General features: G+C 38.5%; 26 protein-coding genes. 17 read left to right on the forward strand and 9 right to left on the reverse strand.

Going from position 1 to position 26,262, the window contains the following annotated elements:
• The first annotated feature begins 41 nt into the window (after positions 1-41).
• Positions 42-758: a hypothetical protein gene (locus ACQ334_RS06640; RefSeq protein ID WP_430987396.1), complete on the forward strand. Its 717-nt coding sequence runs from the start codon at positions 42-44 to the stop codon at positions 756-758.
• Here the strand turns inward: ACQ334_RS06640 and ACQ334_RS06645 are convergent.
• Positions 731-2,002 carry a 3-deoxy-D-manno-octulosonic acid transferase gene (locus tag ACQ334_RS06645; RefSeq protein ID WP_430987397.1) on the reverse strand — a complete coding sequence of 424 codons (1,272 nt, stop codon included), beginning with the start codon at positions 2,000-2,002 and terminating at the stop codon, positions 731-733. The genes ACQ334_RS06640 and ACQ334_RS06645 overlap by 28 nt on opposite strands.
• A gap of 189 nt (positions 2,003-2,191) precedes the next feature.
• Here ACQ334_RS06645 and ACQ334_RS06650 point away from each other — a divergent pair, with 189 nt between their 5' ends.
• The 8 genes from ACQ334_RS06650 to rfbD all read left to right on the forward strand — a co-directional run bounded on the left by ACQ334_RS06650 (position 2,192) and on the right by rfbD (position 9,741).
• Positions 2,192-3,322: a DegT/DnrJ/EryC1/StrS family aminotransferase gene (locus tag ACQ334_RS06650; RefSeq protein WP_430987398.1), complete on the forward strand. Its 1,131-nt coding sequence runs from the start codon at positions 2,192-2,194 to the stop codon at positions 3,320-3,322.
• Between the two features lie 3 nt (positions 3,323-3,325).
• Positions 3,326-4,642, forward strand: a complete 1,317-nt coding sequence (locus ACQ334_RS06655) for a UDP-glucose dehydrogenase family protein (protein ID WP_430987399.1) — start codon at positions 3,326-3,328, stop codon at positions 4,640-4,642.
• Between the two features lie 4 nt (positions 4,643-4,646).
• The gene (locus tag ACQ334_RS06660) at positions 4,647-4,871 is read left to right on the forward strand and encodes a PLDc N-terminal domain-containing protein (protein WP_430987400.1); all 225 of its coding nucleotides are present in this window, start codon (positions 4,647-4,649) and stop codon (positions 4,869-4,871) included.
• A gap of 6 nt (positions 4,872-4,877) precedes the next feature.
• Positions 4,878-5,855, forward strand: a complete 978-nt coding sequence (locus ACQ334_RS06665; protein WP_430987401.1) for a UDP-glucuronic acid decarboxylase family protein — start codon at positions 4,878-4,880, stop codon at positions 5,853-5,855.
• Positions 5,856-5,885: 30 nt separating this feature from the next.
• On the forward strand, positions 5,886-7,175 hold the full coding sequence (locus tag ACQ334_RS06670; protein ID WP_430987402.1) for a nucleotide sugar dehydrogenase: 1,290 nt from the start codon (positions 5,886-5,888) through the stop codon (positions 7,173-7,175).
• 27 nt (positions 7,176-7,202) lie between these two features.
• Positions 7,203-8,186, forward strand: coding sequence for an SDR family oxidoreductase (locus ACQ334_RS06675; protein WP_430987403.1), 984 nt, complete (start codon positions 7,203-7,205; stop codon positions 8,184-8,186).
• A gap of 120 nt (positions 8,187-8,306) precedes the next feature.
• Positions 8,307-8,861 carry a dTDP-4-dehydrorhamnose 3,5-epimerase gene (gene rfbC, locus ACQ334_RS06680; protein WP_430987404.1) on the forward strand — a complete coding sequence of 185 codons (555 nt, stop codon included), beginning with the start codon at positions 8,307-8,309 and terminating at the stop codon, positions 8,859-8,861.
• A gap of 7 nt (positions 8,862-8,868) precedes the next feature.
• Entirely contained in the window at positions 8,869-9,741 is an 873-nt protein-coding gene (rfbD, locus tag ACQ334_RS06685) for a dTDP-4-dehydrorhamnose reductase (protein WP_430987405.1), read from the forward strand.
• A 49-nt stretch (positions 9,742-9,790) separates the two neighbouring features.
• On the opposite strand, the gene accC is transcribed toward rfbD, so the two are convergent.
• From accC to efp, 3 genes are all read right to left on the reverse strand, one after another.
• Positions 9,791-11,128, reverse strand: coding sequence for an acetyl-CoA carboxylase biotin carboxylase subunit (gene accC, locus ACQ334_RS06690; RefSeq protein WP_430987406.1), 1,338 nt, complete (start codon positions 11,126-11,128; stop codon positions 9,791-9,793).
• Between the two features lie 132 nt (positions 11,129-11,260).
• On the reverse strand, positions 11,261-11,737 hold the full coding sequence (gene accB / locus ACQ334_RS06695; protein WP_430987407.1) for an acetyl-CoA carboxylase biotin carboxyl carrier protein: 477 nt from the start codon (positions 11,735-11,737) through the stop codon (positions 11,261-11,263).
• A gap of 228 nt (positions 11,738-11,965) precedes the next feature.
• Positions 11,966-12,532, reverse strand: a complete 567-nt coding sequence (gene efp / locus ACQ334_RS06700; RefSeq protein WP_430987408.1) for an elongation factor P — start codon at positions 12,530-12,532, stop codon at positions 11,966-11,968.
• 215 nt (positions 12,533-12,747) lie between these two features.
• Between efp and ACQ334_RS06705 the strand changes: the two genes are divergently transcribed.
• Entirely contained in the window at positions 12,748-13,242 is a 495-nt protein-coding gene (locus ACQ334_RS06705; protein WP_430987409.1) for a TlpA family protein disulfide reductase, read from the forward strand.
• The gene (locus ACQ334_RS06710) at positions 13,242-13,736 is read left to right on the forward strand and encodes a TlpA family protein disulfide reductase (RefSeq protein WP_430987410.1); all 495 of its coding nucleotides are present in this window, start codon (positions 13,242-13,244) and stop codon (positions 13,734-13,736) included. Before ACQ334_RS06705 ends, ACQ334_RS06710 begins: the two co-directional genes overlap by 1 nt.
• A gap of 3 nt (positions 13,737-13,739) precedes the next feature.
• Here ACQ334_RS06710 and ACQ334_RS06715 read toward each other — a convergent pair whose 3' ends face one another.
• Positions 13,740-14,342 carry a T9SS type A sorting domain-containing protein gene (locus ACQ334_RS06715; RefSeq protein WP_430987411.1) on the reverse strand — a complete coding sequence of 201 codons (603 nt, stop codon included), beginning with the start codon at positions 14,340-14,342 and terminating at the stop codon, positions 13,740-13,742.
• Positions 14,343-14,430: 88 nt separating this feature from the next.
• Between ACQ334_RS06715 and mdh the strand changes: the two genes are divergently transcribed.
• The 3 genes from mdh (at position 14,431) to ACQ334_RS06730 (ending at position 21,002) form a co-directional block, all read left to right on the forward strand.
• Complete coding sequence (gene mdh, locus ACQ334_RS06720; RefSeq protein WP_430987412.1) at positions 14,431-15,441, forward strand: malate dehydrogenase; 1,011 nt, start codon at positions 14,431-14,433, stop codon at positions 15,439-15,441.
• Positions 15,442-15,545: 104 nt separating this feature from the next.
• Positions 15,546-18,377: a choice-of-anchor L domain-containing protein gene (locus ACQ334_RS06725; protein WP_430987413.1), complete on the forward strand. Its 2,832-nt coding sequence runs from the start codon at positions 15,546-15,548 to the stop codon at positions 18,375-18,377.
• 138 nt (positions 18,378-18,515) lie between these two features.
• Complete coding sequence (locus tag ACQ334_RS06730; RefSeq protein ID WP_430987414.1) at positions 18,516-21,002, forward strand: T9SS type B sorting domain-containing protein; 2,487 nt, start codon at positions 18,516-18,518, stop codon at positions 21,000-21,002.
• A gap of 60 nt (positions 21,003-21,062) precedes the next feature.
• Here the strand turns inward: ACQ334_RS06730 and fabD are convergent, their stop codons facing one another.
• The 4 genes from fabD to ACQ334_RS06750 form a co-directional block, all read right to left on the reverse strand.
• Positions 21,063-21,953, reverse strand: a complete 891-nt coding sequence (fabD, locus tag ACQ334_RS06735) for an ACP S-malonyltransferase (RefSeq protein WP_430987415.1) — start codon at positions 21,951-21,953, stop codon at positions 21,063-21,065.
• Between the two features lie 172 nt (positions 21,954-22,125).
• Positions 22,126-22,722, reverse strand: a complete 597-nt coding sequence (gene folE / locus ACQ334_RS06740; protein ID WP_430987416.1) for a GTP cyclohydrolase I FolE — start codon at positions 22,720-22,722, stop codon at positions 22,126-22,128.
• Positions 22,723-22,751: 29 nt separating this feature from the next.
• A complete protein-coding gene (locus ACQ334_RS06745) occupies positions 22,752-23,168 on the reverse strand; it encodes a 6-pyruvoyl trahydropterin synthase family protein (RefSeq protein WP_430987417.1) in 417 nt (138 codons plus the stop codon).
• Positions 23,169-23,401: 233 nt separating this feature from the next.
• Entirely contained in the window at positions 23,402-23,812 is a 411-nt protein-coding gene (locus ACQ334_RS06750; protein WP_430987418.1) for a 6-pyruvoyl trahydropterin synthase family protein, read from the reverse strand.
• A 75-nt stretch (positions 23,813-23,887) separates the two neighbouring features.
• Between ACQ334_RS06750 and mqnB the strand changes: the two genes are divergently transcribed.
• From mqnB to ACQ334_RS06765, 3 genes are read left to right on the forward strand one after another with little or no spacing between them, the layout of a single operon-like run.
• Positions 23,888-24,517, forward strand: a complete 630-nt coding sequence (gene mqnB / locus ACQ334_RS06755; RefSeq protein ID WP_430987419.1) for a futalosine hydrolase — start codon at positions 23,888-23,890, stop codon at positions 24,515-24,517.
• A 39-nt stretch (positions 24,518-24,556) separates the two neighbouring features.
• Positions 24,557-25,387, forward strand: coding sequence for a 1,4-dihydroxy-6-naphthoate synthase (locus ACQ334_RS06760; protein WP_430987420.1), 831 nt, complete (start codon positions 24,557-24,559; stop codon positions 25,385-25,387).
• A gap of 18 nt (positions 25,388-25,405) precedes the next feature.
• The gene (locus ACQ334_RS06765; RefSeq protein WP_430987421.1) at positions 25,406-26,188 is read left to right on the forward strand and encodes a hypothetical protein; all 783 of its coding nucleotides are present in this window, start codon (positions 25,406-25,408) and stop codon (positions 26,186-26,188) included.
• Positions 26,189-26,262 lie beyond the last annotated feature (74 nt).

Genomic DNA, 26,262 nt, shown 5'->3' on the forward strand with positions numbered 1-26,262 from the left:
GGTACAGTTTAACTTACAGGGCATCAAAAGTATAATTATTCATGCAAAGAGTGGACACACTCATAAAAAAATTACAGGAGCAGTTTGCCGCTAAAGTACCGGCAGGCCAGTTACTCTTAACAGTGCAAATGCTGGAACTGGAGCTTTTCCAATTACAGGAGGCTGCTGCACCGGATACCACTGCTGTTAATGTAGATATTCCACAAACTATTTTACCCGCAGTAAAAAGAGAAGAAGAAAAAACAGTTGAAATATTGCAGGTGGACGAAGCTGAAATAGAAGCAGAACTGGAAGAGATAAGGCGCAATGCTGAAGCTATGCAGAAGATAAGTGTACAGAATAAACCGCAGATAATTTTTGAACAAGAGCAGGAACAGGATATTCCTACATTAACACATCACTTACAGGAAACGCCTGTACAAAAAAGAGAAGTGCATGAAACTATCGGTGCCAATGCTGCTTCCTTAAACGATAAATTAAGACAATCTAAAATTGATCTTGGCGATTCTTTAACTGAGTCTCCCATACGTGACCTGAAAAAAGCTATTGGCATCAACGATCGTTTTTTATACATCAACGAATTATTCCGTGGCGATGAAAGCATGTACGAAAGAAGTATCAAAACCATCAACGGTTTTTCAATATTAGCCGAAGCCGAATACTGGATTCAAAGAGAATTAAAAACCAAGATCGGCTGGAGCGAAGACAACGAAATTGTAAAGCAATTTATTCAATTGGTTAAAAGGCGTTTTATATAAATATACTCTATTATTTTTTTGGTGGCGCCTGCTTTTGCATACACATATTCTTTTGCGGCAGCAGCACTTTCATTATAAGCAATTGTATCCGTAAGCCAGTTATCAATCACTTCTTTTAATTCCACCACGTCACCGATACTTTCTGCAGCAGCACATTCCACCAGGTCTACCGCTTCAAAATATTTTTCATAGTTCTCTCCAATAATTACAGGCTTGCCCCAAACAGCTGCTTCCAGAATATTGTGAATACCGTCATTGGTAAAACCACCGCCAATATAATTAATATGGCCATAATTGTATAGCCGGCTTAACATGCCAATAGTGTCAATGATCAAAGTATTGTAACCGGAAATAGCATTTAATAGTGCGGCATCACTTTCAACTTCGGTATAACAAACCGATTTTTTAAACATCTTTTTTACATTATCAAGATGTGCTTTATCTAATTCATGGGGCACCACAATTATTTTTTGCTGGTGATTGGTTTCATCGCCGTAAGCCGCTAAAATAATTTCATCATCCTCCCAGGTGCTTCCGGCAACAATAATGGTGCTACCTGCACAAAAAGAGGTAATAATTTCTGCGTTTAATGATTGTTTCGCAATTTCAATAACACGGTCAAACCTGGTATCCCCACTTATTGAAACATTTTCAACTACACCTATGGTTTGCAATAACTTTTCAGAAGCATCATTCTGTACAAAAAGATGATCAAAATTCTCCAGCATTTTTTTCCAGATACCTCCATACCATTTAAAAAATGGCTGGCTTTTTCTAAACACACCAGACACCAGCAGCACCGGAATATTCCGCCGTTTCAATTCCTGCAAATAATAAAACCAGTATTCATATTTTACCCACAACACCAGCGTTGGATTGATGGCATCAATAAATTTCTTTGCCGAAAAAATATTATCCATAGGTAAATAAAAAACATGGTCGGCACCTTTGTAATCCTTCATTACTTCGTAGCCGCTGGGCGAAAAAAATGTAAGCACAATAGTAAGGCTGGCGTCTTGTTGTTTCAGGCTTTCCAAAACCGGCCGCCCCTGCTCAAATTCTCCCAGGCTGGCGCAATGCATCCAAACCGTTCGTGAGTGGTGAGTGGTGAATCGTGAATTGATGGTAGCGAAGATATTTCTTCTTCCTTCCAGCCATTTTTTGGCTTTAGGATTCCACAAAGAAACAATACGTATGCCTGTGGAGTACAGAAAAAGAAACAGGTTATAAATTAGTTTGGCCAAGCGTTATTTTAAAGCAAATCTATACAAAAAAGATTATTACACTATGGTTTTAAGCTTTCGGCTAATTTAGCCGGGTTACAATATTAATGCTGTCAACTAAAAACTATAAACTGTCAACTCCAAACTGCCATTTCCCCTTTGCCAACTGCCCACTGAATGTTATCTTTGCCCACATTTAAAATAAGCTTTATGAGGCCCTTACAAATGGTAGATACTAAAACCCAGTATCACAAGATAAAAACAGAAGTAGATGCCGCAGTAATAAGCGTTTTGGAGAGCTCTGCTTTTATTGGCGGAAAAGTGGTAACTACTTTTGCTGATAACCTTGCAAAATACCACGGCAGTAAACATTGTATACCCTGCGCCAATGGTACCGATGCTCTTCAGATTGCCATGATGGCGTTGGGTTTGGAACCCGGCGACGAAGTGATCACTCCATCATTTACTTACATTGCTACTGTGGAAGTAGCTGCACTATTAAGATTGAAACCTGTTTTTGTAGAAGTAGATCCCAAAACATTTTGTATTGATCCGGCAGCCATCGAAAAAGCGATCACACCAAAAACAAAAGCGATTGTACCAGTGCATTTATATGGTCATGCAGCTAATATGGACGCCATTATGAAAATTGCTGCTGCACACAATTTATTTGTGATTGAAGATAATGCACAGGGAATCGGCAATGATTATACTTTCAGCGATGGCACTACAAAAAAGACCGGCACTATTGGTAATATTGGCTGCACTTCATTTTATCCCAGCAAAAACCTGGGTGCTTATGGCGATGGCGGTGCCATATTTACCAATGACGATGAATTAGCGTCTGTATTAAAAATGATTGCATCACACGGACAAAGCAAAAGATATTATCATGATGTGGTAGGTTGTAATTCCAGGTTAGATGCTATTCAAGCTGCTATTTTAGATATCAAACTGCAACACCTGGATGAATACATTACTGCCAGGGTGAAAGCAGCTGATTTTTATGATAATGCTTTTGTGGATAATAAAAAGATCACCACTCCGTTTAGAGCTGCTGATAATAAACATGTATTTCATCAATATACTTTATTGGTTGAAGGTGTTGACAGAGATGGATTACACCAGTTTTTAGCCGACAATGGTGTACCATCTATGATCTATTACCCCGTGCCTGCGCACAGGCAAAAAATGTTTGATGCTTTTGGCGGAAGCAACTTTAACCTGCCAGTTACCGACTGGTTAACCGAAAGAGTGATCAGCCTTCCTATTCATACAGAACTGGATGAAGAACAACAAACATTTATTGTAAATAAAGTTTTAGAATTTGTAAATAAATAGCACATGAAAATTGCAGTTGTAGGAACAGGATATGTAGGGTTAGTAACCGGCACATGCTTTGCCGAAACAGGTAACAATGTTATTTGTGTGGATATTGATAAAAGTAAAGTTGATAAATTATCATCCGGTCATATCACTATTTACGAACCAGGTTTAGAAAAATTATTTTTACGTAACCAGAAAGAAGGCCGTTTACATTTTACCACTTCTCTTGATGAAGCTGTTAAAGATGCTAAAATAATTTTCCTGGCCTTGCCCACCCCGCCGGGTGAAGATGGCAGCGCCGACCTGAAATATATTTTAGGTGTAGCTGATGACCTGGGCAAGATAATTACCGATTATAAAGTTATTATTGATAAAAGTACGGTACCTGTTGGTACTGCAGATAAAGTACATGCTGCCATTGCAAAAAATGCCACCGTTGCATTTGATGTGGTAAGCAATCCTGAGTTTTTACGTGAAGGTGTGGCAGTAGATGATTTTATGAAACCAGACAGAGTGGTTATTGGTACTACATCGGAAAGGGCAAAAAAATTAATGAATGACCTGTATGCTCCTTTTGTACGCCAGGGCAATCCTATTATTTTTATGGATGAAAAAAGTGCCGAGCTAACCAAGTATGCTGCCAATTCTTTTTTAGCTACCAAGATCACTTTTATGAATGAAATTGCACAGTTGTGTGAACGTTTAGGTGCTGATGTGGACATGGTACGCAAAGGCATTGGCAGTGATGAGAGAATTGGTAAACGCTTTTTATTTCCAGGCATCGGTTATGGCGGCAGCTGCTTTCCTAAAGATGTACAGGCATTGGTAAAATCGTCAAACGATATCAACTACGATTTTAAAATACTAAATGCAGTAATGGAAGTAAACGACAAACAGAAACTACATCTATTACCTGCTATAAAAACGTTTTTCAATAATGAGCTGAAAGGTAAAAAAATTGCCTTGTGGGGTTTGGCTTTTAAACCTAATACAGATGATATCAGGGAAGCACCGGCCTTGTATATAATTGAAGAATTGCTGAAAGCGGGTGCCATTGTACAGGCTTTCGATCCGGAAGCTATGAATAATGTAAAAGCATTACTGGGAAATAAAATTGTTTTTGCTGAAAGACAGTACGATTCTTTAGTGGATGCGGATATTTTAGTAATTGCTACAGAATGGAGTGAATTCAGAACTCCCGATTTTGATAAGATCACCGCTTTGCTAAAAAACAAAGCCATATTTGATGGCAGAAATTTATTTGATTTAAAACAGATGGAAGAAATGGGTTTTTATTATGTGAGCGTGGGAAGAAAAGTAGTGAACCAAAAATAAAAATATGGAACTGCTGCAACCAAAGTTTAATTTAGCTGTATGGGGCATTGCATGCCTCATCGTTTTTTTGCTTTGGCTTATTGCATTAGTTAGCGTTTTACAAAGCAATTTTAAAGATTCAGTAACTAAGCTCACATGGGTAGTGGTGATTATTTTTTTACCTGTGCTGGGTTCTCTTTTATATTTTTTTATGGGTCTTGGGCAAAGGATTACTAACAATCAATTGTAAGATTAAATGAAACGTGTATTAATAACAGGTGCTGCTGGTTTTTTAGGCAGCCATCTTTGCGATAGGTTTATCAAAGAAGGTTTTCATGTAATAGGCATGGATAATTTAATTACCGGCGATCTTAAAAATATTGAACATCTGTTTAAGTTAAAGGAGTTTGAATTTTATCATCATGATGTATCTAAGTTTATTCATGTAACCGGTAAGCTGGATTACATTTTACATTTTGCCTCTCCTGCCAGCCCCATCGATTATTTAAAAATCCCTATTCAAACTTTAAAAGTAGGTTCATTAGGAACGCACAATTGTTTAGGATTAGCATTAGCAAAAAAAGCAAGAATATTAGTAGCCAGCACCAGCGAAGTATACGGCGACCCCTTGGTACATCCTCAAAATGAAGAATACTGGGGTAATGTAAATCCGGTTGGGCCAAGAGGTGTATATGATGAAGCCAAACGTTTCCAGGAAGCTATAACCATGGCCTATCATACCTTTCACCAGGTAGAAACAAGGATCATCAGGATATTTAATACCTATGGCCCACGTATGCGGCTAAACGATGGCAGGGCATTGCCTGCATTTATCGGCCAGGCATTACGTGGCGAAGACCTTACAGTATTTGGCGATGGCAGCCAGACGAGAAGCTTTTGCTACGTGGATGATTTAGTGGAAGGTATTTACCGACTGTTAATGAGTGATTATGCACAGCCTGTAAACATTGGCAACCCTGATGAGATTTCATTAAAAGATTTTGCAGAAGAGATCATTAAACTTACCGGCACTAAACAAAAAATTGTTTACAAAGAATTGCCTACCGACGATCCTAAACAAAGACAGCCGGATATTACCAAAGCAAAAGAATTACTGGGATGGCAACCAAAAGTGGCCCGGGCTGAAGGTTTAAAAATTACGTACGATTATTTTAAAAATTTACCCAAAGAAGAGTTGTATAAACTGCCCAAAGAATTTGAACGCAAGGGCTAATTATTCATTATTAATTTTTTATTACTAGTTATGTACCAGCACCTGATTGAGAAAAAAAAGAAACTTGCCGTAATTGGCTTAGGCTATGTGGGATTACCTATTGCACTGGAGTTTGCAAAAAAAATTAAAGTGATTGGCTTTGACATTAATGCAAAGCGGGTGGAAATGATGCGTAATAAAATTGATCCCAGCCAGGAACTGGAAAGCAGTGCCTTTGATAATTGTGATATTGAATTTACCAACGACCTTGATGTTTTAAGACAGGCCAATTTTTTTATTGTTGCCGTTCCCACTCCTGTTGATGAGCATAATGTGCCCGATCTTGTACCTGTACAAAGAGCCAGCGAAACTATCGGCAAAGTGGTAAAAAAAGATGATTATGTTGTATTTGAAAGTACGGTTTATCCCGGCTGCACGGAAGAAGATTGTTTACCCATTATTGAAAAATTAAGTGGCATAAAAAATATCGTTGATTTTAAGTTAGGTTATTCTCCCGAAAGAATTAATCCGGGAGATAAAGAGCATACCTTATCCAGTATTGTAAAAGTAGTAAGTGGTTGCGATACCGAAAGTTTAGATGTGATTGCAAAAGTTTATGAACTGGTGGTAAAAGCAGGTGTACACAAAGCCTCTTCTATTAAAGTGGCAGAAGCTGCAAAAATTATTGAGAACACACAACGTGATCTTAATATTGCCTTGATGAATGAACTCAGTATCATCTTCGACAAGATGAATATTAATACCTATGAAGTGCTGGAAGCTGCAGGCACCAAATGGAACTTTTTAAAATTTCAGCCCGGCCTTGTAGGCGGCCACTGTATTGGTGTGGATCCTTATTATCTTACCTACAAATCAAAAGAATTAGGTTACGACAGTCAGGTAATTTTAGCCGGACGTGTTATTAATGACGGCATGGCCGGGTATGTGGCTAAGAAAATATTACAACATATTATTCAGCACAATGGTAATATAAAAGATGCGAAGGTATTAGTGATGGGTGCCACATTTAAAGAAAATGTAAGCGATATCAGGAATAGTAAAGTGGCTGATGTGGTAAAGGAATTAAAATCGTATTCATTAAATGTTGATGTTGCCGACCCTCATGCAGAAAGTGATGAGCTTAAGCATGAATATGGTTTTTCGTTAACACCACAACTAAGCAACGACTATGATGCAGTAATTGTAACAGTGCCGCATAATGCTTACAAACAATTAGATGACGCCTATTTTAGTTCCATCACAAAACCACATGCTTTAGTAGCAGATTTAAAAGGTATTTACAGAGGAAAGATAAGCAGCAGGAATTACTGGAGCCTGTAGTAATAACGACTAATTAATAATGACTAAATGAATAATTTTCATACCAAAGATTTAAGTAACAGTAATTTTTTAGTAACCGGTGGTGCAGGTTTTATTGGTGGGCATATTGCAGAATACCTGCTTAAAAATGGTGCTAAAAAAGTAAGGGTGCTGGATAATATGGTGAACGGGTTCAACAGTAACCTCGATATATTAAAACAATATGCCGGCTTTGAATTTATTGAAGGAGATATCAGGAATGCAGCCACCTGTTTACAAGCATGCGAAGGTATTGACTATGTAAGCCACCAGGCGGCTCTGGGCTCTGTACCCAGGAGCATTAAAGAACCATTGTATTTTACTGAAGTGAATATAGGAGGCTTTGCCAATATGCTTAAAGCTGCAGTTGATAATAACGTAAAAACATTTGTGTACGCTTCTTCATCCTCTGTATATGGCGACGAACCTACCTTACCCAAAAAAGAAGAACGTATTGGAAATTGTTTATCGCCTTACGCTGCAACAAAAAAAACAAATGAATTATATGCCCAGGTTTTTGCAGATGTGTATAATATCAAGTTAATGGGCTTCAGGTACTTTAATATTTTTGGACCAAGGCAGGATCCTGATGGGCCTTATGCGGCAGTTATTCCTTTATTTGTAAAAGGCATTATGAATAAAACTCCTGTTTACATTAATGGAGACGGAGAACAAACACGGGATTTTACATTTGTAGAAAATGCAGTGCAGGTAAATGTCAAAGGCATGCTTACAGATAATGAAGCTGCTTTTAAACAAGTATACAATGTGGCAGTTGGAGAAAGATTTACGGTAAATGATTTATACAAGACCTGCCAGGTACAATTGAACAGTAGCTTTAATGCCACTTATCGTGAGCCGAGGGCTGGTGATATAAGAGATTCCCTGGCAGATATTTCATTAGCAAAAAATTTATTAGGCTATCAGCCAACGAAAAAATTTGAAGACGGCCTGATAGAGACTATTAATTATTTTAAACAACTTTATAGTTAATGAATAATGTATTAATGGATAATGAATAATTTTTTAATTGTAAAGAGTATTTGATTATCCTGAAAGTTGTTTGAGCAGAAAACATTATTCATTACATCATTATCAATTATCCATTAAAAAATGCCTTTTATAAAAACAGACTTTCCCGGCTTATTGGTTTTTGAACCTAAAGTATTTGAAGACAGCCGTGGTTATTTTTTTGAAAGTTATAATGAAAACACTTTTGCTGCAGAAGGTATTAGTATAAAATTTGTACAGGATAACCAGGCGCAGTCATCTTATGGTGTAATACGTGGATTGCACTACCAGTTAAACCCTCATGCACAAACAAAATTAATAAGAACGCTAAGTGGCAGTATTTTAGATGTAGCGGTTGATATCCGCAATGGCTCTCCTACTTACGGAAAAGCATTTATCATTGAATTATCTGCAGCCAATAAAAAACAATTACTGATACCACAAGGATTTGCTCATGGCTATTCTGTGATAAGCAAAACAGCAGAAGTATTTTATAAATGCGATGATTTTTACCATAAAGAATGCGAAGGTGGTATAATGTACAACGACCCTGCTTTACATATCGATTGGCAGATACCTGCTGACAAAGCCATCATTTCAGAAAAAGATACGAATCATCCCTTACTGCATAACTGCATCACTAATTTTACTTTTTAAAAAATAAGTGGCAACACATAATACCATTTTAGTTACAGGCGCCAATGGCCAACTTGGAAAAGAATTCCAGGCATTGGCCGCATTGTATCCACAATATCATTTTTTATTTGCAACACGTGATGTTATTGCTATTGAAGATGCGGAATCGGTAAAAAAATACTTTGCTGATAATACTATCGATTACTGCGTTAACTGTGCGGCTTATACTGCAGTTGATAAAGCAGAAACCGAAAGCGATGCAGCCTTTTTAATTAATGCTACTGCTGTTGGCAACCTTGCGGCTGTTTGTGCATCGCATAAAACTCAGCTCATTCATATTTCTACCGACTATGTTTTTGATGGCACCGGCAAACATCCTTATAAAGAAACAGACCCTACTAACCCGGTAAGTATTTACGGGCAATCAAAATTGCAGGGCGAGCAACTGGCTGTACAAAACAATCCTGCTGTAATAATCATAAGAACCTCATGGGTATTCTCTTCTTTTGGCAATAATTTTGTAAAGACAATGCTGCGGTTGATGAAAGAAAGAGAAAGCGTAAATGTAGTGGATGATCAATTGGGCTGCCCTACTTATGCAGCAGATTTAGCAACATGTATCATGGAGATTATCGAGAAATGTTCAATGTTGAATGTTCAATATCCAATATTCAACTATTGTAATGAAGGTGTTATCAATTGGTACCAATTTGCTCTTGCAATAAAAGAATTCGCTGGAAGTGCTTGTGCCGTAAATCCTATTCCTTCTTCGCAATATCCCACTCCGGTAAAACGGCCGCAGTACTCAGCTTTGGATACTACAAAAATTAAAGAAGCATTAGGTATTACAATTCCCGGATGGAGGGAAAGCCTGGAAAAATGTTTGGCTTTAATAAAATAATGAAGGCCACACAATGTGCAGCCTTCGTTTTAAATATCATCACAGATGCTTATTGCATTGTAAACCCTTCTAAAAATTTAGTGGTAAAGTTACCACTCCTGAAATCAGGATGCTTCATCAGTTGTAAATGAAAAGGGATAGTTGTCTTTACACCTTCAATTACATATTCACTCAAAGCCCTGCTCATGGTATCAATAGCTTCCTGCCTGGTTTGTGCCACAGCAATTAATTTACCGATCATGCTATCGTAATAAGGAGGAATTACATAACCTGCATATGCATGGCTATCTACCCTTACGCCATGCCCGCCGGGTTGGTGTAAAACTGTAATTTTTCCGGGGCTGGGGCGAAAATCATTATAAGGATCTTCGGCATTAATGCGGCATTCAATAGCATGCATTACCGGGATATAATTTTTACCGGTAAGTTTATCGCCTGCGGCAATCATAATTTGTTCTTTAATTAAATCGTAGTTGATCACTTCTTCAGTTACACAATGTTCTACTTGTATACGGGTGTTCATTTCCATGAAATAGAAATTGCGATGCTTATCTACTAAAAATTCAATGGTGCCAACGCCTTCATAGTTAATAGACGCTGCTGCTTTAATAGCTGCATTTCCCATCGCTTCTCTTAGCTCCGGCGTCATAAAAGGCGATGGCGATTCTTCAACCAATTTCTGGTGACGGCGTTGAATAGAGCAATCCCTTTCACTTAAATGACAAACCTGCCCGTGCTGGTCGCCTACAATTTGTATTTCAATATGACGTGGCTCTTCTACAAATTTTTCCATGTAGATGCCATCATTTTTAAAAGAAGCCGCAGCTTCTGTCTTGGCATTCTCGTATGCTTTTTCAATTTCTTCTTCATGCCATACCACCCTCATACCTTTACCACCACCTCCGGCAGTAGCTTTCAATATTACAGGATAGCCTACCTCTTTAGCTGCAGATTTTGCATGTTCCACACTTTCCAATAAACCTTCCACACCAGGTACTACCGGAACACCTGCATTGATCATCGTTTGCTTGGCGGTTATCTTATCCCCCATCGCATTGATCATATCCGGCGTTGGGCCGATAAATTTAATACCATGATCGCCACAAATTTTTGCAAACTTGGCATTCTCTGCTAAAAAACCATACCCGGGATGTATAGCATCGGCATTGGTAATTTCGGCGGCAGCCATAATATGTGCCATGTTCAAATAACTTTCGCTGCTGGCTGGTTTACCAATACAAACGGCTTCATCAGCAAATTTTACATGTAAACTATCTTTATCAGCAGTGGAATAAACGGCAACAGTTTTGATGCCCATTTCCTTACAGGTACGTATTACACGAAGTGCAATTTCCCCACGATTGGCAATCAATATCTTTTTAAACATCTTGATCATTTGAAATTAATAATGGTGGAACGTGAATAGTGAATTGTGAGGCGAGAGTATTTGCAGTTCGTGAATTTAAAAGCTTTTCAATCTAAAAGCTCCACTCACGACTGACCACTCAACCACTCACGACTAAGAAGGATCTACCAAAAATAAAGGCTGATCATATTCCACAGGGCTGGCATCTTCTACCAATACCTTTACAATCTTTCCTTTTACTTCACTTTCAATTTCGTTGAAGAGTTTCATGGCTTCAATAATGCAAACCACTTTACCCACTGTAACCTCATCTCCTACAGAGGCAAAAATGGGTTTACCCGGACCGCTCTGGCGATAAAAAGTTCCGATCATCGGACTTTTAATTGTTATCAGGTTATCGGCTTTAGGTTCAGCAGGTTTTGCTGCTGGTGGCGGAGCGGCGGCTGCAGCCGGAGCCTGTGCTGGTGGCGGAGCAGAGTAAACCGGCGCTCCTGCATTAGCTACAATATGTTGTACGGGATCTTTTTTTTGTTTAACGGTTATTTTTACCCCTTCTTCTTCAATGGTAATTTCGCCGATATTGGTTTTGTTGATGAGCTTTACAAGCTCCTGAATCTGTTTAATGTCCATGTGTAATTTTTGATTAGTAAATGGATAATTATAGGGGACTGCTAAGGTAGTAAATGATTATTCAAAAATGCAAGTTTTCTTAAAATAAAAAAAATCAGAAATGGGCTTTTTTTGCCTAAAATGGGCTAAAAATGTGCAAAAAACCCTAAAAAACACATAAAAATCGTATAAAATTAAAAATGGATAACAGTAAAAACCGCTATCCATTTTCAGGTATAAAATTATTGCTTAAGCTTTTACTCTTTCTACGTATTCGCCTGTTTTTGTATTTACCCTTATCAACTCTCCTTCATCAACAAATAAAGGAACGTTAACCGTAGCGCCTGTTTCAACAGTAGCTGGTTTTAAAGTTTTTGTTGCAGTATCTCCCCTCATGCCCGGCTCGCTATAAGTAACCAGTAATACAATCTTATCAGGTAATTCCACCCCCATTGGCTGGTCGGTTTCTCCATTGATCAACACAGTTACTTCCTGGCCATCTTTCAAAAATTTAGGCGCATCAATCATAGCTTCCGGAACAGTGATCTGTTCAAAAGTTTCGGTATCCATAAAACTATACCCGGTATCATCTTTGTATAAATACTGGTAGGCTTTCTTTTCCACCCTTACCGGATGAATGGTTTCACCACTATTCCAGGTTACTTCAATAGTACGGGCATTGTCCACACCTTTTAATTTTGCCCAAACTTTTGCTGCTGCACGGGCTGTTTTATTCTGCCCGAATTCAATTACTGAATATAAACTGCCATCCACCTTGATGATCAGTCCTGAACGCATATCTGCTGTAGTTGCCATGATGCTTTGTTTTTAAGTGGCTGCAAAAGTAGAGAAAAAAAGCTGTTTCCGGCTGTCTTTTTAAGTTTTCTGTTTTATGAGGAGGTTTAGGGGTTTTGGGTTTAAACACTGCAACTCTGAACCTCTAAACTTCCTAAACCCTAAACTTCTAAACTTTTCTCCCTCTTAACATTTCATTCTCAATCAAAAAATTTAGTTTTATAAAAAATTAGGCTTTGAAAAAATATATTCTTTTGGTTTTGGCAGTAGCCATAAGTGCAATAAGTTTTGCACAGGTAGATACATCCATATTATACCTGCGCTTTCCTATGGTACCTTCTTTTAAATTAACTAATGTAAAAGACAGCAGTTACTTTACTAAAGCCGACCTTAAAAAGAAAAAGGCTACCATCATCATGATGTTCAGCCCTGATTGTGAGCATTGCCAGATGGAAACCAAAGAACTTACTGCTGGTATAAAACTTTTCAAAAAAGCACAGATCGTTATGGCTTCGCCATTAGATTATGCTTACATCAGAAAATTTTATGACGAATATAAAATCGCTGACTTTCCTAATATTACCATGGGCAGAGACCCGAGCTATTTTTTAGGTACATTTTATAAGATACGTTCCTTCCCTTCTATTTTTGTATATGATAAAAAAGGGAATTTTGTAACCTCATTTACTGGTAGTACACCAATAGCAGAAATTGCTGCAGCTATAAAATAATGAAGAAACTGATTATTTTTTTTACCGTATTATTTTTCAGTACTGCTGCATTTTCGCAGTACGATACCACTCCGCCTTACCTGAAAAATAAGGCCCTGCCAAATTTTACTTTGCTGAATGCCGATTCTGTTGCATTTACCCAAACTGTTCTTAAGGCAAATAAAAACACCATCATCATGTTGTTTAATCCCGAATGCGGGCACTGCCAGGATCAACTGCAGCTGATGCTTACCTTACCTGAGATTACAGATTCAACCAACCTGATTCTGGCAACTACGGAACTGCTGCAGAAAATAAAAATATTTTACGATAAATTTCATTTAGAGCAATATCCTTCTGTTTATATCGGCAGAGATATCAAATACTTTTTTGGTGGCTTTTACCAACCCAAAACCATCCCTGTTTTAGCTTTTTATAATAAACAAAATCAACTGGTATATTTTAACCAGGGAAGTGTAAAGAAGAAGGAAATTCTGGAAGCGCTGAAAAAATAAATCCTATTTTACAAACCGCTGATTCCACACCACTTCATCTTCAATAATAATTCTTACATCATAAATACCGCTGCCCAGGTTATCTACCGGTATCCTGATAACCGTATTTAATGAGGCGCTTCTTACACGGGTTATTATTCTGCCATTAATATTACTGATGAAAACATTTACCACCCCGCTGATTTTTTGTGCTCCTTTATATTGCAATGTAAGTACATCTCTTACGGGTACCGGGTACATCACCCAACTATTTTCTGAGGTACCGGTAATAACCATAATACTTTTAGAATATTCCGTCTGCCCATTTTCAGTAATGCATTTCAGGCGGTAATAATTTTCACCTGCTGCTATTTTAGTATCTGCAAAAAAATAGGTTTTATCCGGATTAAAATTGACGGTTTCCTGCCTGGCAATATCCGTCCAGTTGCTATTGTCGGCGCTTCGCTGAATAATGAAAGATTTAATACCGGGTGCTTTTTGCTGCCACTTAATATTAACGGCTTTCTTTTTGGAGTCATACACTACCGAAATTCCGGGAGCTATTGCTGCGGCAAACAAATAGAGGCATGCTGCCGCAAAGCAAGTGAGGATAAAAGGTTTGATCATGGCTTGAATAAGTTATACCTGTTAACGCAAAAATGTTCCAAACAATCTTAGCAAATCGTTAAAAGATTTTATGGTTGGTTTAAAAAACATGATGACAGTCAATATCACCAATGCACTAATCAATTACCTTTGCGGCGAAAATAATTTCCTTAAACATAAAAATGATCATATGAAAGTAACTGTAGTAGGTGCCGGAGCCGTGGGAGCAACCTGTGCCGATAATATTGCCCGTAAAGAATTGTGTAACGAACTGGTATTGCTGGATATTAAAGAAGGCGTTGCCGAAGGTAAAGCACAGGACATGATGCAAACCGCTACCCTTTTGGGTTTTGACACCAAAATTGTAGGCAGCACTAATGATTATACCAAAACTGCCGGCAGCGATGTGGTAGTGATCACCAGTGGCTTACCCCGTAAACCCGGTATGACCCGTGAAGAATTGATTGGTGTAAATGCAGGTATTGTAAAAGGTGTTTGCGAAAACATCTTAAAACATTCTCCTAACGCTATCATCATTGTTATCAGCAACCCGATGGATACCATGACTTACCTGGCTTTAAAATCTACCGGTTTACCAAAGAACAGGATCATTGGAATGGGCGGCACATTAGACAGCAGCCGTTTTAAATATCAACTGAGCCAGCACTTAGGCTGCAGCCCTGCTGATTTAAATGCAGTTGTTGTTGGCGGACATGGCGATACTACTATGATTCCATTGATCAGCAAAGCCACCTGGAACAGTGCACCTGTTACCGATTTTTTAACTGCTGAACAACAAGAGAAAATTGTAAAAGATACTATGGTGGGTGGCGCTACTTTAACTGCACTCATCGGCACTTCTGCATGGTACGCACCAGGCGCAGCAGGAGCGGCTTTGGTAGAAAGCATCATACGTGATGAGAAAAAATTATTCACCTGCTGTGTAGCCTTAGAAGGCGAATATGGCCAAAAAGATATTTGCTTAGGCGTACCGGTAACCATCGGTAAAAACGGTTGGGAAAAGATCATTGATTTTAAATTGAATGATGCCGAAAAAGCAGCTTTTGAAAAAAGCGCTGCCGCTGTAAGAAGTATGAATGATGTGCTGGCTACACTTTAACCAGCAGTCTTATATTAAATCTACCAGGAAAACCCATCTTTTGATGGGTTTTCTTGTATCTGCGCAATTATTGTAATATATTACATTACTAACAGCAAAGTTTCATGAGAGCCTTTCCTAAAGCAGTTTTTTTCCTTATTACAGGTGTATTGTTTTATAATATTGCTGTTGCACAATTGCAGGTTATATCTGAAAGTAATGCCCAGGCTTTAGTACAAAAATTATTAGGTGCCGGTGTAACCGTAAGTAATATAAAGCTAATAGCAGATCCCATGGCAACCGGCCTTTTTAATAATTTATCAGGAACTAAAATTGGCATCGGTAGCGGAATAGTGTTAACAAATGGAAAGGCAAAAACCGGGGAGGGCCTTAATGACTGGGGGGTAAATGGAAATGGTATTAAAATGGCAATAGACGCATTAGCCAATACCAACCAGGCGTTGCCCGGAGATGGAGACCTTGCCAGGCTACTGGGCATACCAAAAGACGAAACACATGATGCCTGTGTACTTGAATTTGATTTTGTTCCTTTGGGAGACACTGTTAAGTTCAATTACGTATTTGGATCTGAAGAATATCCCGATTACGTTTGCCAGTTTAATGATGTATTTGCTTTTTTTATAAGCGGCCCGGGGTTTCCTGTTCTCACTAATATTGCATTAATACCAGGCACCACCGATGCGGTAACTATCAATCATGTGAACGATGGAGCAACATGCAGCATCTTCTACCCGCAATACTATGTAAAAAATTACACTAACACTTATTTTACGTACAATGGGCACACTACTGTACTTACCGCCGTCGCAGCAGTTCAACCTTGTCAAACCTATCATTTAAAATTGGCTATTGCCGATGTGGGAGATGGCGCATTTGATAGTGGCGTTTTCCTGGAAGCAAAAAGCCTTTCTTCCAACGCAATTAGTTTAAAGAGCACTACGCAGGTTGATCAGCAGAATAACAGTTACCTGGTAGAAGGTTGTTCAGCAGGATCTTTTAAGGTAAAAAGACCAGAAGCAGATTTAAGCCCGCTCTCTGTTACCCTTTCTTATGGTGGCACAGCGGTTAACGGTGTCGACTACCAGCTGTTACCTACAGTCGTCACAATCCCTGCCAATCAAACTGAGGTAACTGTAAATATTATACCCGTAGTTGATAATATTCCCGAAGGAATTGAAACCTTAAAAATATATGCACTTGCAGGGTGTAATCCTGGTGCGCCATCAGACAGCTCCATTATTCAAATACGGGATTATGATACCTTAGGCATTGCACCGGATACGGCTGTTATTTGCAAACATGTAGCAATACAATTAACCGCTTCTGCAGGGTACACTGCCTATCAATGGGATGCTAATCCTATGCTTAGCAATCTTGCCATAAGAAATCCTGTAGCGCAACCAACATCTGCCGTAAACACTTATTATTGTACCGCAACACAAGGCACTTGTCATGGGCGTGATTCTGCCCTGGTTATCTGGAAAGACCTGGATCTTATTTCAAAAACAGAGATCAATTGTAAAAATTATTCTAATGGCGAAATAAGAGTAGCCGGGGGGCCTGAATGGACAAGGCCTGTTCAATATTCAATTAATAATTCTCCTTACCAGGATGACAGCACTTTTACCAACCTGACTGTTGGTATATATACGGTGAGGATAAAAGATGCAGCTGGTTGTATAGACAGTCTCGTCATCAATATCACTCAACTATACCCTGATCTTTTAATTACAAGTATCCCTTTAACTCCGGCATCCTGTTCAGGCAATGCAGATGGCGTGGCAATTATAAATGTTACAGGAGGAAGCAATCCTTATTTATTTTCTGCCGATGGCATTAATTTCCAAAATACTAATGTGCTGCATCTGAATCAAGGGAATTATCCAATAACGGTAAGGGATAATAATAACTGTACCAACACACAAAATATCATTATACCCTTAAATAACACCGTAACGTTAGTTGCCGGGCCTAATGTCACCATCTGCGAAGGCAAAAATGTTCAGCTCAATGCTATATCGAATGGAGCTTCATTTGTATGGACACCAGCCACAGCATTAACTAATAATCTGATCCGCAATCCTGTTGCCACACCTGTGCTAACAACAAAGTATGTGGTATCAGCTATAACTGGTATCTGTTCTCAAAAAGATTCGCTCACTATTTTTGTAAACCCGGCACCCCGGGCAAATGCCGGGTCCGATCATACCATTTGTTTTGGACAAAATATTCAACTCAATGGTTCGGGTGGCCTTTCTTATTTCTGGAGCCCTGCTTCTTACCTGGATGATGCCAGGATAGCTACTCCCACAGCTAAGCAGTTACCAGGCTCTATCAGCTATTTTTTAAATGTTACAGATATAAACGGTTGCGTTTCATTAAAGAGAGATACAACAGTTATTACCGTTACCCGCCCTGCAATAGTTAATGCCGGCACAGATACCACTTTAGCAATAGGGCAAGCTTTACCGTTATTTGCCAAAGACATCAACAATATTGGTTTTACTCAATATGAATGGACGCCTGCCTATGGCTTAAGCAATCCGGCTATTGCCAACCCGGTTACTACTTTGGATAAAGACATTACTTATACTGTTACTGCCCGAAACAGCATTGGTTGCCAGGCCAGCGACAATATCAAAATAAAGGTTTACAAAGGCCCTGATATTTATGTGCCCAATGCGTTCTCTCCCAATAATGATGGCTCAAATGATATTTTAAAAGCGATACCTGCAGGGATTAAGGATTTTCATTACTTCCGTATTTATAACCGATGGGGAAATATTGTTTTTACCACCGGCGATTCCTACTACGGATGGGATGGAAAAATCAATGGTAGCGTACAACAAAACGGTACATATATCTGGATAGCAGAAGGCCTGGACTATAAAGGCAATATTGTACAACGTAAAGGAACGGTGATCATTGTAAAATAAATATTTGCACTACCCCTGCACTAAGTTTTTGACTTTCAACCAGGTTATTTCGTATTGTAATTTCTTCCAATATTTTAGCAGTTTTTTTTGTTATATATGCTTACCTTTATCAGCCCCCGTAATGCCTTAACAAACCTTATGCAAAAAAATATACTATTTACTTTAAAGTATTGCTGCTGTATCTACCTCTTATTTTTCACCTGGATATACAGTGCCGCACAAACTACCGTTGGCGATAAAAAGGTGAGTGCATCTGCTGTTAATGCAGCAACCAAACCATTATTATATTCTTCTGCAGGATCTGGTGATCTGTTTGATACCAGGATACGATACATTGAAAATATCGGGCAATATGGTACTACTTTATCTTCCTATGACTATATGGGCAATATATTGTACGGTTATGAGGGACTGAATATGCCTGTATTATTTACGCAAAAAGGGATAGTGTATTTACAACGCAAATTAAAAAAGCTTTCCAGCAGAGAAATAGAAAAGCTTGAACGTAAAGGCATGAGTGAAGCTGAGATAAAAGAAAAAGTACTACCGGTAGACAGGACCGTGACCATGGAATGGGCTAATGCAAACCCTAATCCTGAAATAATTGCTGAAGACTTATCAGGGGGTTACCATACCTACGGTATGTTGCAGGGCAGGGCAAGGGCTTTTAAAAAAATAATTTACAAAGAAATTTATCCCGGCATTGATGCAGAGTATTCTTTTTCTTCTGCCAGTAAACAAGGTTATGAATACAGTTTATTGGTAAAGCCGGGAGCAGATATCAGTGTAATAAAAATGAAATACAGAGGGGATGTAAGTAAATTAAAAACAGATGCAGGTGGCAATCTTATTATCAGTTCCGATATTGATGACGTTATTCAATCGGTGCCGGTGTGTTTTTATGCTGATGATAAAAATGATAGAATAAATATTGCTTTTGAAATTACCGGTAAAGGTGTGGGTTTTAAAACAGGTGGCAATTATGATAGCAATAAAACAATTATTATAGATCCTTTTGTTACAAGTACCAGCAGCTTAACCGGTCAATATGCATCAGCTGCAAAAGACATCGACTTCGATTACCAGGGTAATGTATATGTATCCGGCGGCGGCGATGCTTCTGTACAAAAGATGGCAAAGTTTAATGCTGCCGGTTTATTACAGTGGACCTTTAGTGGTGCATTAACATTACCCATATGGAATTTTGGCGGTTCGGAAGGTGGATGGGTAGTAGAAAAAACCAGTGGTAACATTTATCTTGGCCAGGGCCTGGCAGGATCTGGTTTTAAAGTGATCAGGTTAACCACTGCCGGGGTATATGATAATTACATCACCAATGCCAACTTAAATTTTGGTGAAAACTGGAAGATGCTCTGGAACTGCAATGGCGGTATTCCTAAAATGTTAATTGCCGGTGGCGGTGGTTCTGCCAATAATGAACTGGCAATTCTTTCCCCTCCGCTGGTTGATCCCTCTACATCGAATATTTCCGGCTTATCAGGTGGGCACAACGATATTTCGGATATCATTATTGATCCCGTAAGTAATGATATGTACACCATATTTTCAACATCGGTACTTTCACCTAGTGTGGATAGCAAAATATATAAACACACTCCTCCCTATGCACCGGCAAATATTGCCTGGAGTAATTTTTCAGGATGCTTTACAATAAAAGAACCTTATAACAGGCCCTATTTTGGGGGAGGCCTGGATAACTCTACCAATTGCTTGGCGCTTAATGCAGATTATTTATTTTATTGGGATGGTAAGACCCTGAAAGCCTTCAACAAAAAAACAGGTGTTGAAACGGGTACAGCAGTAGTGTTACCTTCCACAGCTTTAATGCAGGGCGGCATTTTTGCAGATGAATGTAATAATGTATTTATAGGCTATACAAACGGCACTATTAAAGTGTATAAATTTAATGGTGTTACTTTTGATGATGCGGCTGCAGCTGATATAAACATTACAGGCTTTAGTACCAATTCTGTTTATGATATTGCTTATGACCATGGCAGAAACCTCATCTATGCCTGCGGTGCCGGTTTTGTTACCGCCATTGATGTATCTCAGTATTGCGCATTGCCCGTGTATACGGTAACGGTAGCTACCAATCTTACTACTATGTCTGCAACGGCTTCTTTATCTCCTGCCCCTTCTGCAGGATCTACGGTAACCTACGCATTGTATGATGGCACTACTTTTATAAGCAGTAATAGCACCGGCGTTTTTACAGGCTTAACTTTAAACGTTACCTATACCATAAAAGTAGTTATTAACGAAGCCTGCGGTGGTACACAGGCTATTAAAGATTTTAAATTGGCTGGTTTACCTCCCAATACAAAAACAAGTATTTATGTACCTAATGCTTTTACCCCTAATGGAGATATTGATAATGATATTTTAAAAGCCATTGTTACCGGTGTGCAGGAATTTCATTACTTCAGTATTTATAACCGCTATGGAGAATTGGTATTTTCTACTAAAGATCCTGCTATCGGATGGGACGGAACTTTTAAGGGCAAGAAACAAAATGCAGGTACTTTTGTATGGATGCTTGAAGCAATAGATGCAACAGGAAATATCACCCGGCTAAAGGGAACTACTATTTTGATCAGGTAATAAAACAATGAACCTCCTGCATATTTATTTTGCCGGGCGCCATTGGCGCCCGGTATTTTTTTAATTCACTCCATTCACCACCATTTCCTTATTAATTTTCTGTACCAGGCCCTGCAATACTTTTCCGGGGCCTACTTCGGTAAAATGAGTTGCGCCATCAGCAATCATTGCCTGTACGCTTTGCGTCCACCTAACGGCGCCGGTTAACTGAGCAATTACATTATTTTTTATCGCTGCAGGCTCGGTTACTGCTTTTGCAATAACATTTTGATAAACAGGGCAAGATGGAACATTAAAGACTGTGGCATTTATCGCATCGGCCAATTCCTGCTTTGCAGGCATCATTAACGGGCTGTGAAAAGCGCCACCGACCGGTAATAATAATGCACGTTTGGCACCGGCAGCCTTCATTAGCTCGCAAGCCATTTCCACACCTTTAATGCTGCCGCTTATCACCAGCTGGCCCGGGCAATTATAGTTTGCAGGCACTACTATTTCTTCTGTTTCAACATGTACTTTACTACAGATCTCTTCTACTTTATCATCAGCCAAAGCCAGTACCGCAGCCATGGTAGAAGGATTTAATTCGCAGGCCTTTTGCATTGCCTTAGCTCTTATTGAAACCAGTTTTAACGCATCCACAAAACTTAATGTATTGTTGGCTACCAAAGCAGAAAATTCTCCTAGTGAATGGCCTGCTACCATGTCGGGTTTTGCATCAGCCAATGTTTTATACGCAATTACCGAATGTAAAAAAACTGCAGGTTGTGTTACATTGGTTTGTTTCAGGTCTTCATCACTGCCGCTAAACATAATATCTGATATCCTGAAACCTAAGATTTCATTGGCCTGTTCAAATAATTCTTTGGCTAATGAATTACTCTCGTATAAATTTTTCCCCATTCCTGAAAACTGCGATCCCTGGCCGGGAAATACATAAGCATGTGCCATCGTGGTTGGTTTGTTGGTTAATTAGTTTACTTGTTAATTAGTTAATTGGTATTAACCTCTTACAAAAACAAAGATATAAACATCAGGCTTTAAAAATATAGGCATAAAAAAAGTTTATTTGAAGTTAAGCACCTTAACCACAAATAAACCAATTAACTAATTAACCAATACACTAGTGCAGTCTGGAACTGATCAGTTTCACAAACTCACTTCTTGTTTCATTCTTTTCAAACTCACCCCAGAAAGCAGAAGTAGTGGTTACAGAATTTTGTTTTTGCACTCCCCTCATCATCATACATAAATGCGATGCTTCAATTACCACTGCAACACCCAATGGGTTCAATGTTTCTTTTATAGAATTTAATATCTGGTGGGTTAATCTTTCCTGCACCTGCAACCTGCGGCTGTATACATCCACCACCCGTGCTATTTTGCTAAGACCGGTAATGTATCCGTTAGGAATATAAGCCACATGTGCTTTACCGTAAAAAGGCAGCATATGATGCTCACACATACTGTACAGTTCAATATCTTTTACAATGATCATTTCACTTACTTCTTCATGAAATTTAGCAGAGTTTAAAATGGCATTGGCATCCATCTGGTAACCCTGTGTAAGAAACTGCATTGCTTTTGCCACACGTTCCGGTGTTTTTTGCAAGCCTTCTCTTTCCGGATCTTCTCCCAAAAGGCTAATACTTTCCCTGTAAGTTTTAATAAGGCCTTCTGTTGTTTTTTCGTCGTACTTCTCCCCTTTTGAATATGCCATTAGTAACTGTTTAAATGATTTTTATTTTTTTAGTTTGCCGGGTATTCCACAAAATTTCTTTCGGTTTCATATAAGCGTACCTGGAGATCAAATGCAGTTTCAATTTTTTCCCTCAGAATATTGTAGATAACCACTGCAATGTTTTCTGCAGTGGGATTTAAGTTTTTAAATTCAGCAGTATCCTCATTTAAATTTTTATGATCAAACTTATCTATCACATTTTCTTTAATGATGTCACTTAAAAGTTTAAGGTCGTATACATAGCCTGTTGCTTCATCAGGCACACCTGTAAGTTTTACAATCAGTTCGTAATTATGGCCGTGATAATGAGGGTTGTTACATTTACCAAATACTTTTTTGTTAGTTGCTTCATCCCATAAAGGATTATTCAACCTGTGCGCTGCATTAAAATGTTCTTTACGATAAACGGCCACTTTTTTATTCATACGATTGTATAACACACATCAAACAATTTTGTTGCAGGAAATCATCAACAAGCGTATTGAAAAATTGTGTGGAATATTTCAATACTTTTTTTGCTGAAGGTTATAACAGAAGTCTGCTGTTCAAACACATCAACTACCGAAAGCTAATTACAAATAAAGTTAGGAATTGTTTGAGTAAACTGAAACTTAATTTTCCGATTGCGTAAAATCTTCTTTTCTGAGATCCTGCAGGCTTAATTGCCATAGTACTCCACAAATATGCGTGGGGTTTCGTATAATTTAAGGCAATGCAACTGCACAGTTGGAGGCAAATGGGGGGTTAGCTGGTTCCAGATACCAATAACCAGGTTTTCGATAGAGCAAAGTTTTCCGGCCATAAAATCAACATCCATGTTCAGGTTTTTATGGTCCAGTTTTTCAATTACATGTTCGTTTACAATTATACTTAGCTTTTTTACATCATATACAAAGCCTGTATCGGGGTTAGGGTCGCCCTTTATAGTAACATACAGTTCAAAGTTGTGCCCGTGCCAGTTTTCGTTAGCGCATTTGCCAAATACTTCCTCGTTCTTCTCCTTAGTCCATTTGGGGTTAAAAAGCTTGTGGGCTGCGTTAAAATGCTCTATACGGGTGATGTAAACCATTGGTTATTTTCAAAAATTTCGGCAAAGGTAACCCCTAAATCCTGAAATATGAAGTGTAAATACGAATTTTGCAGTATGCGAATTTTACTGATAGCGGCAACGCCAAATGAAATTGAGCTTTTTATCAACCAGTATTCCAATGTTGATATTCTCATTACAGGCGTGGGAACACCTGCGACCATCTATCATTTGCAAAAAAAACTATATAAAAAAGACTACGATTTTGTAATACAAGCCGGCATTGCAGGAGCTTTTTCAAATGAGCTGTCCCTGGGAGAAACAGTCTTAGTTAAACAGGATACTTTTGGTGATATAGGTGCCGAAGAAAAAAGGATTTTTACGCCTTTCACCAACTCAGGATTAATTGATGGCCATCAGTTTCCATTTGCCAACGGCTGGCTGATCAATGCCACAACATTGCCTAAAAACACAGACCTGAAGTCAGTAAAAGCGGTTACTGTAAATAAAGTGAGTGATAGCTTTTTACAAAAAATACAACTGGCTGATGCATTTGATCCACAGGTAGAAAGCATGGAAGGTGCAGCATTGCATTATGTTTGTTTACAGGAAAAAATACCTTTTATACAAATCCGTTCCATCAGTAATTATGTTGGCGAAAGAGATAAATCAAAATGGAAAATAAAAGAAGCTTTTGAAAATCTGAATGCGGAATTAACTAAGCTGATAAGACAATTAAAAGATTAAAACGGCTATCGCCTGATGGCCAAATAAAATAATGTACAAATGAAATTCACACTCGGTTTTTCGCCATGCCCTAATGATACTTTTATTTTTGATGCATTGGTAAATAATAAAATTGATACAGAAGGATTAGAATTTGAAACCATACTGGAAGATGTTCAAACCCTTAACCAATGGGCTATTGAAGGCAAACTGGATATTACCAAACTAAGTTATGGCGTATTACCGCTGGCTTTACACAAATATGCCGTGCTAAATAGTGGCAGTGCATTGGGTAATGGTGTAGGCCCATTACTTATATCGAATGGTAAACATAAAATACCGGATGTAAACAACAATACAATTGCAATACCCGGAGAAAATACAACAGCGCATTTATTGTTTTCATTGGCTTTCCCCGATGCAAAGAATAAAATTTTTCTCAGGTACGATGAGATCGAAAATTTTGTTTTAGCCGATAAAGGATTAGGTGTTATCATTCACGAAAATCGTTTTACCTATGCCGATAAAGGGCTGCATAAAATAATTGACCTTGGCGATTACTGGGAAAAAGAAACCGGTAATCCAATTCCATTGGGAGGTATAGTGATAGAAAGAAGTATTGATACGGCTGTTCAACACAAAATTGACCAGCTGATAAAAAAAAGCATTGAATTTGCCTTCTCTAACTATCCTGAACTCAACGATTATATCCGCAGGCACTCGCAGGAAATGAGTGAAGAAGTAATGCGGAAACATATTGATCTCTATGTAAATAAATTTTCTATCGGCCTGGGAGAAGAGGGCAGAAATGCAATCATGAAACTACTGGAAGTATATAGAAAGCTTCGCCCCCAAACGATTATTAATACAGAAGCTATTTTTTTACAATAACGTTTATTACATTAGCAAATGAAAAAAAATCACTTGCTGATTGTAATGTTGTTGCTGTGCAGCGGTAACTTATTTGCCAATTTTTCCGACACCACTGTTAAAGGCGTGGCAGTTGTTTTCAGTTACTCTGCCAGTATATTTCCGGATTCGTGGAGAACAGTTGAAATTAATGCTTACGGAAAAGAAATTGCATCCGCAGAGATCGATCGTACTAAAGAAGTAGCTATAAAAGCATTGCGTAAATATCCAACTCCCTTATTGACAGCTAATTTAAAAGCCATATACTTTCTTAAAGAGATGGAGTTTTTTAAAACTCCTTTTGGGGGCACCAATTCTTCGGACAATCTTTATATTACCAGCGATGGCCTTACCCATGGTTATACCAACGACTATATTGAACAAACCATTCACCATGAATTTTCCAGCATTTTATTCCGCAACCATCCTGAATATTTAGATACTGCTGCATGGAATAAAGCCAATGAGCCGGGCTTTGTTTACAATGATGCCGCAGGCGGCGTTGGCGCTATTCAAAATAACCAGTCATCACAAGATGTTGATACCATACTTTGCAAAAAAGGTATACTAACACAGTATGCTTTATCCGCCATGGAAAACGATTTAAACACACTGGCGCAAAATCTTTTTTGCCCCAACAGAGGCTTTTGGAAAGCGGTGGAAAAATATCCAAGATTAAAAACTAAAGTGATATTGCTGATCAGTTTTTATTCCAGATTCAATCCTGCGTACAGGGAAAGTTATTTCAGAAAATTTGATACCTACGGCGACGGTTTGCTATAAGGTTGTCATGAGGCGTGAGTGGTCAATCGTGAGTTATTGAGGTTTGACGATTCACTATTCACGACTGACCACTC

The sequence above is a fragment of the Ferruginibacter sp. SUN106 genome, from assembly GCF_050611765.1.
In the GTDB taxonomy this organism is placed as follows: Bacteria; Bacteroidota; Bacteroidia; order Chitinophagales; family Chitinophagaceae; genus Ferruginibacter.

What these genes read in the sequence shown, in the direction of transcription:
- ACQ334_RS06665 (WP_430987401.1), top strand. Translation starts at nt 4,878, where the DNA reads ATGAAACGTGTATTAATAACAGGTGCTGCTGGTTTTTTAGGCAGCCAT.
- ACQ334_RS06710 (WP_430987410.1), top strand. Translation starts at nt 13,242, where the DNA reads ATGAAGAAACTGATTATTTTTTTTACCGTATTATTTTTCAGTACTGCT.
- ACQ334_RS06640 (WP_430987396.1), top strand. Translation starts at nt 42, where the DNA reads ATGCAAAGAGTGGACACACTCATAAAAAAATTACAGGAGCAGTTTGCC.
- ACQ334_RS06750 (WP_430987418.1), bottom strand. Translation starts at nt 23,812, where the DNA reads ATGGTTTACATCACCCGTATAGAGCATTTTAACGCAGCCCACAAGCTT.
- ACQ334_RS06655 (WP_430987399.1), top strand. Translation starts at nt 3,326, where the DNA reads ATGAAAATTGCAGTTGTAGGAACAGGATATGTAGGGTTAGTAACCGGC.
- mqnB (WP_430987419.1), top strand. Translation starts at nt 23,888, where the DNA reads ATGCGAATTTTACTGATAGCGGCAACGCCAAATGAAATTGAGCTTTTT.
- folE (WP_430987416.1), bottom strand. Translation starts at nt 22,722, where the DNA reads ATGGCATATTCAAAAGGGGAGAAGTACGACGAAAAAACAACAGAAGGC.
- ACQ334_RS06670 (WP_430987402.1), top strand. Translation starts at nt 5,886, where the DNA reads ATGTACCAGCACCTGATTGAGAAAAAAAAGAAACTTGCCGTAATTGGC.
- mdh (WP_430987412.1), top strand. Translation starts at nt 14,431, where the DNA reads ATGATGACAGTCAATATCACCAATGCACTAATCAATTACCTTTGCGGC.
- fabD (WP_430987415.1), bottom strand. Translation starts at nt 21,953, where the DNA reads ATGGCACATGCTTATGTATTTCCCGGCCAGGGATCGCAGTTTTCAGGA.
- ACQ334_RS06715 (WP_430987411.1), bottom strand. Translation starts at nt 14,342, where the DNA reads ATGATCAAACCTTTTATCCTCACTTGCTTTGCGGCAGCATGCCTCTAT.
- efp (WP_430987408.1), bottom strand. Translation starts at nt 12,532, where the DNA reads ATGGCAACTACAGCAGATATGCGTTCAGGACTGATCATCAAGGTGGAT.
- ACQ334_RS06650 (WP_430987398.1), top strand. Translation starts at nt 2,192, where the DNA reads ATGAGGCCCTTACAAATGGTAGATACTAAAACCCAGTATCACAAGATA.
- ACQ334_RS06675 (WP_430987403.1), top strand. Translation starts at nt 7,203, where the DNA reads ATGAATAATTTTCATACCAAAGATTTAAGTAACAGTAATTTTTTAGTA.
- rfbC (WP_430987404.1), top strand. Translation starts at nt 8,307, where the DNA reads ATGCCTTTTATAAAAACAGACTTTCCCGGCTTATTGGTTTTTGAACCT.
- accC (WP_430987406.1), bottom strand. Translation starts at nt 11,128, where the DNA reads ATGTTTAAAAAGATATTGATTGCCAATCGTGGGGAAATTGCACTTCGT.
- ACQ334_RS06765 (WP_430987421.1), top strand. Translation starts at nt 25,406, where the DNA reads ATGAAAAAAAATCACTTGCTGATTGTAATGTTGTTGCTGTGCAGCGGT.
- ACQ334_RS06760 (WP_430987420.1), top strand. Translation starts at nt 24,557, where the DNA reads ATGAAATTCACACTCGGTTTTTCGCCATGCCCTAATGATACTTTTATT.
- accB (WP_430987407.1), bottom strand. Translation starts at nt 11,737, where the DNA reads ATGGACATTAAACAGATTCAGGAGCTTGTAAAGCTCATCAACAAAACC.
- ACQ334_RS06725 (WP_430987413.1), top strand. Translation starts at nt 15,546, where the DNA reads ATGAGAGCCTTTCCTAAAGCAGTTTTTTTCCTTATTACAGGTGTATTG.
- ACQ334_RS06730 (WP_430987414.1), top strand. Translation starts at nt 18,516, where the DNA reads ATGCAAAAAAATATACTATTTACTTTAAAGTATTGCTGCTGTATCTAC.
- ACQ334_RS06660 (WP_430987400.1), top strand. Translation starts at nt 4,647, where the DNA reads ATGGAACTGCTGCAACCAAAGTTTAATTTAGCTGTATGGGGCATTGCA.
- ACQ334_RS06745 (WP_430987417.1), bottom strand. Translation starts at nt 23,168, where the DNA reads ATGAATAAAAAAGTGGCCGTTTATCGTAAAGAACATTTTAATGCAGCG.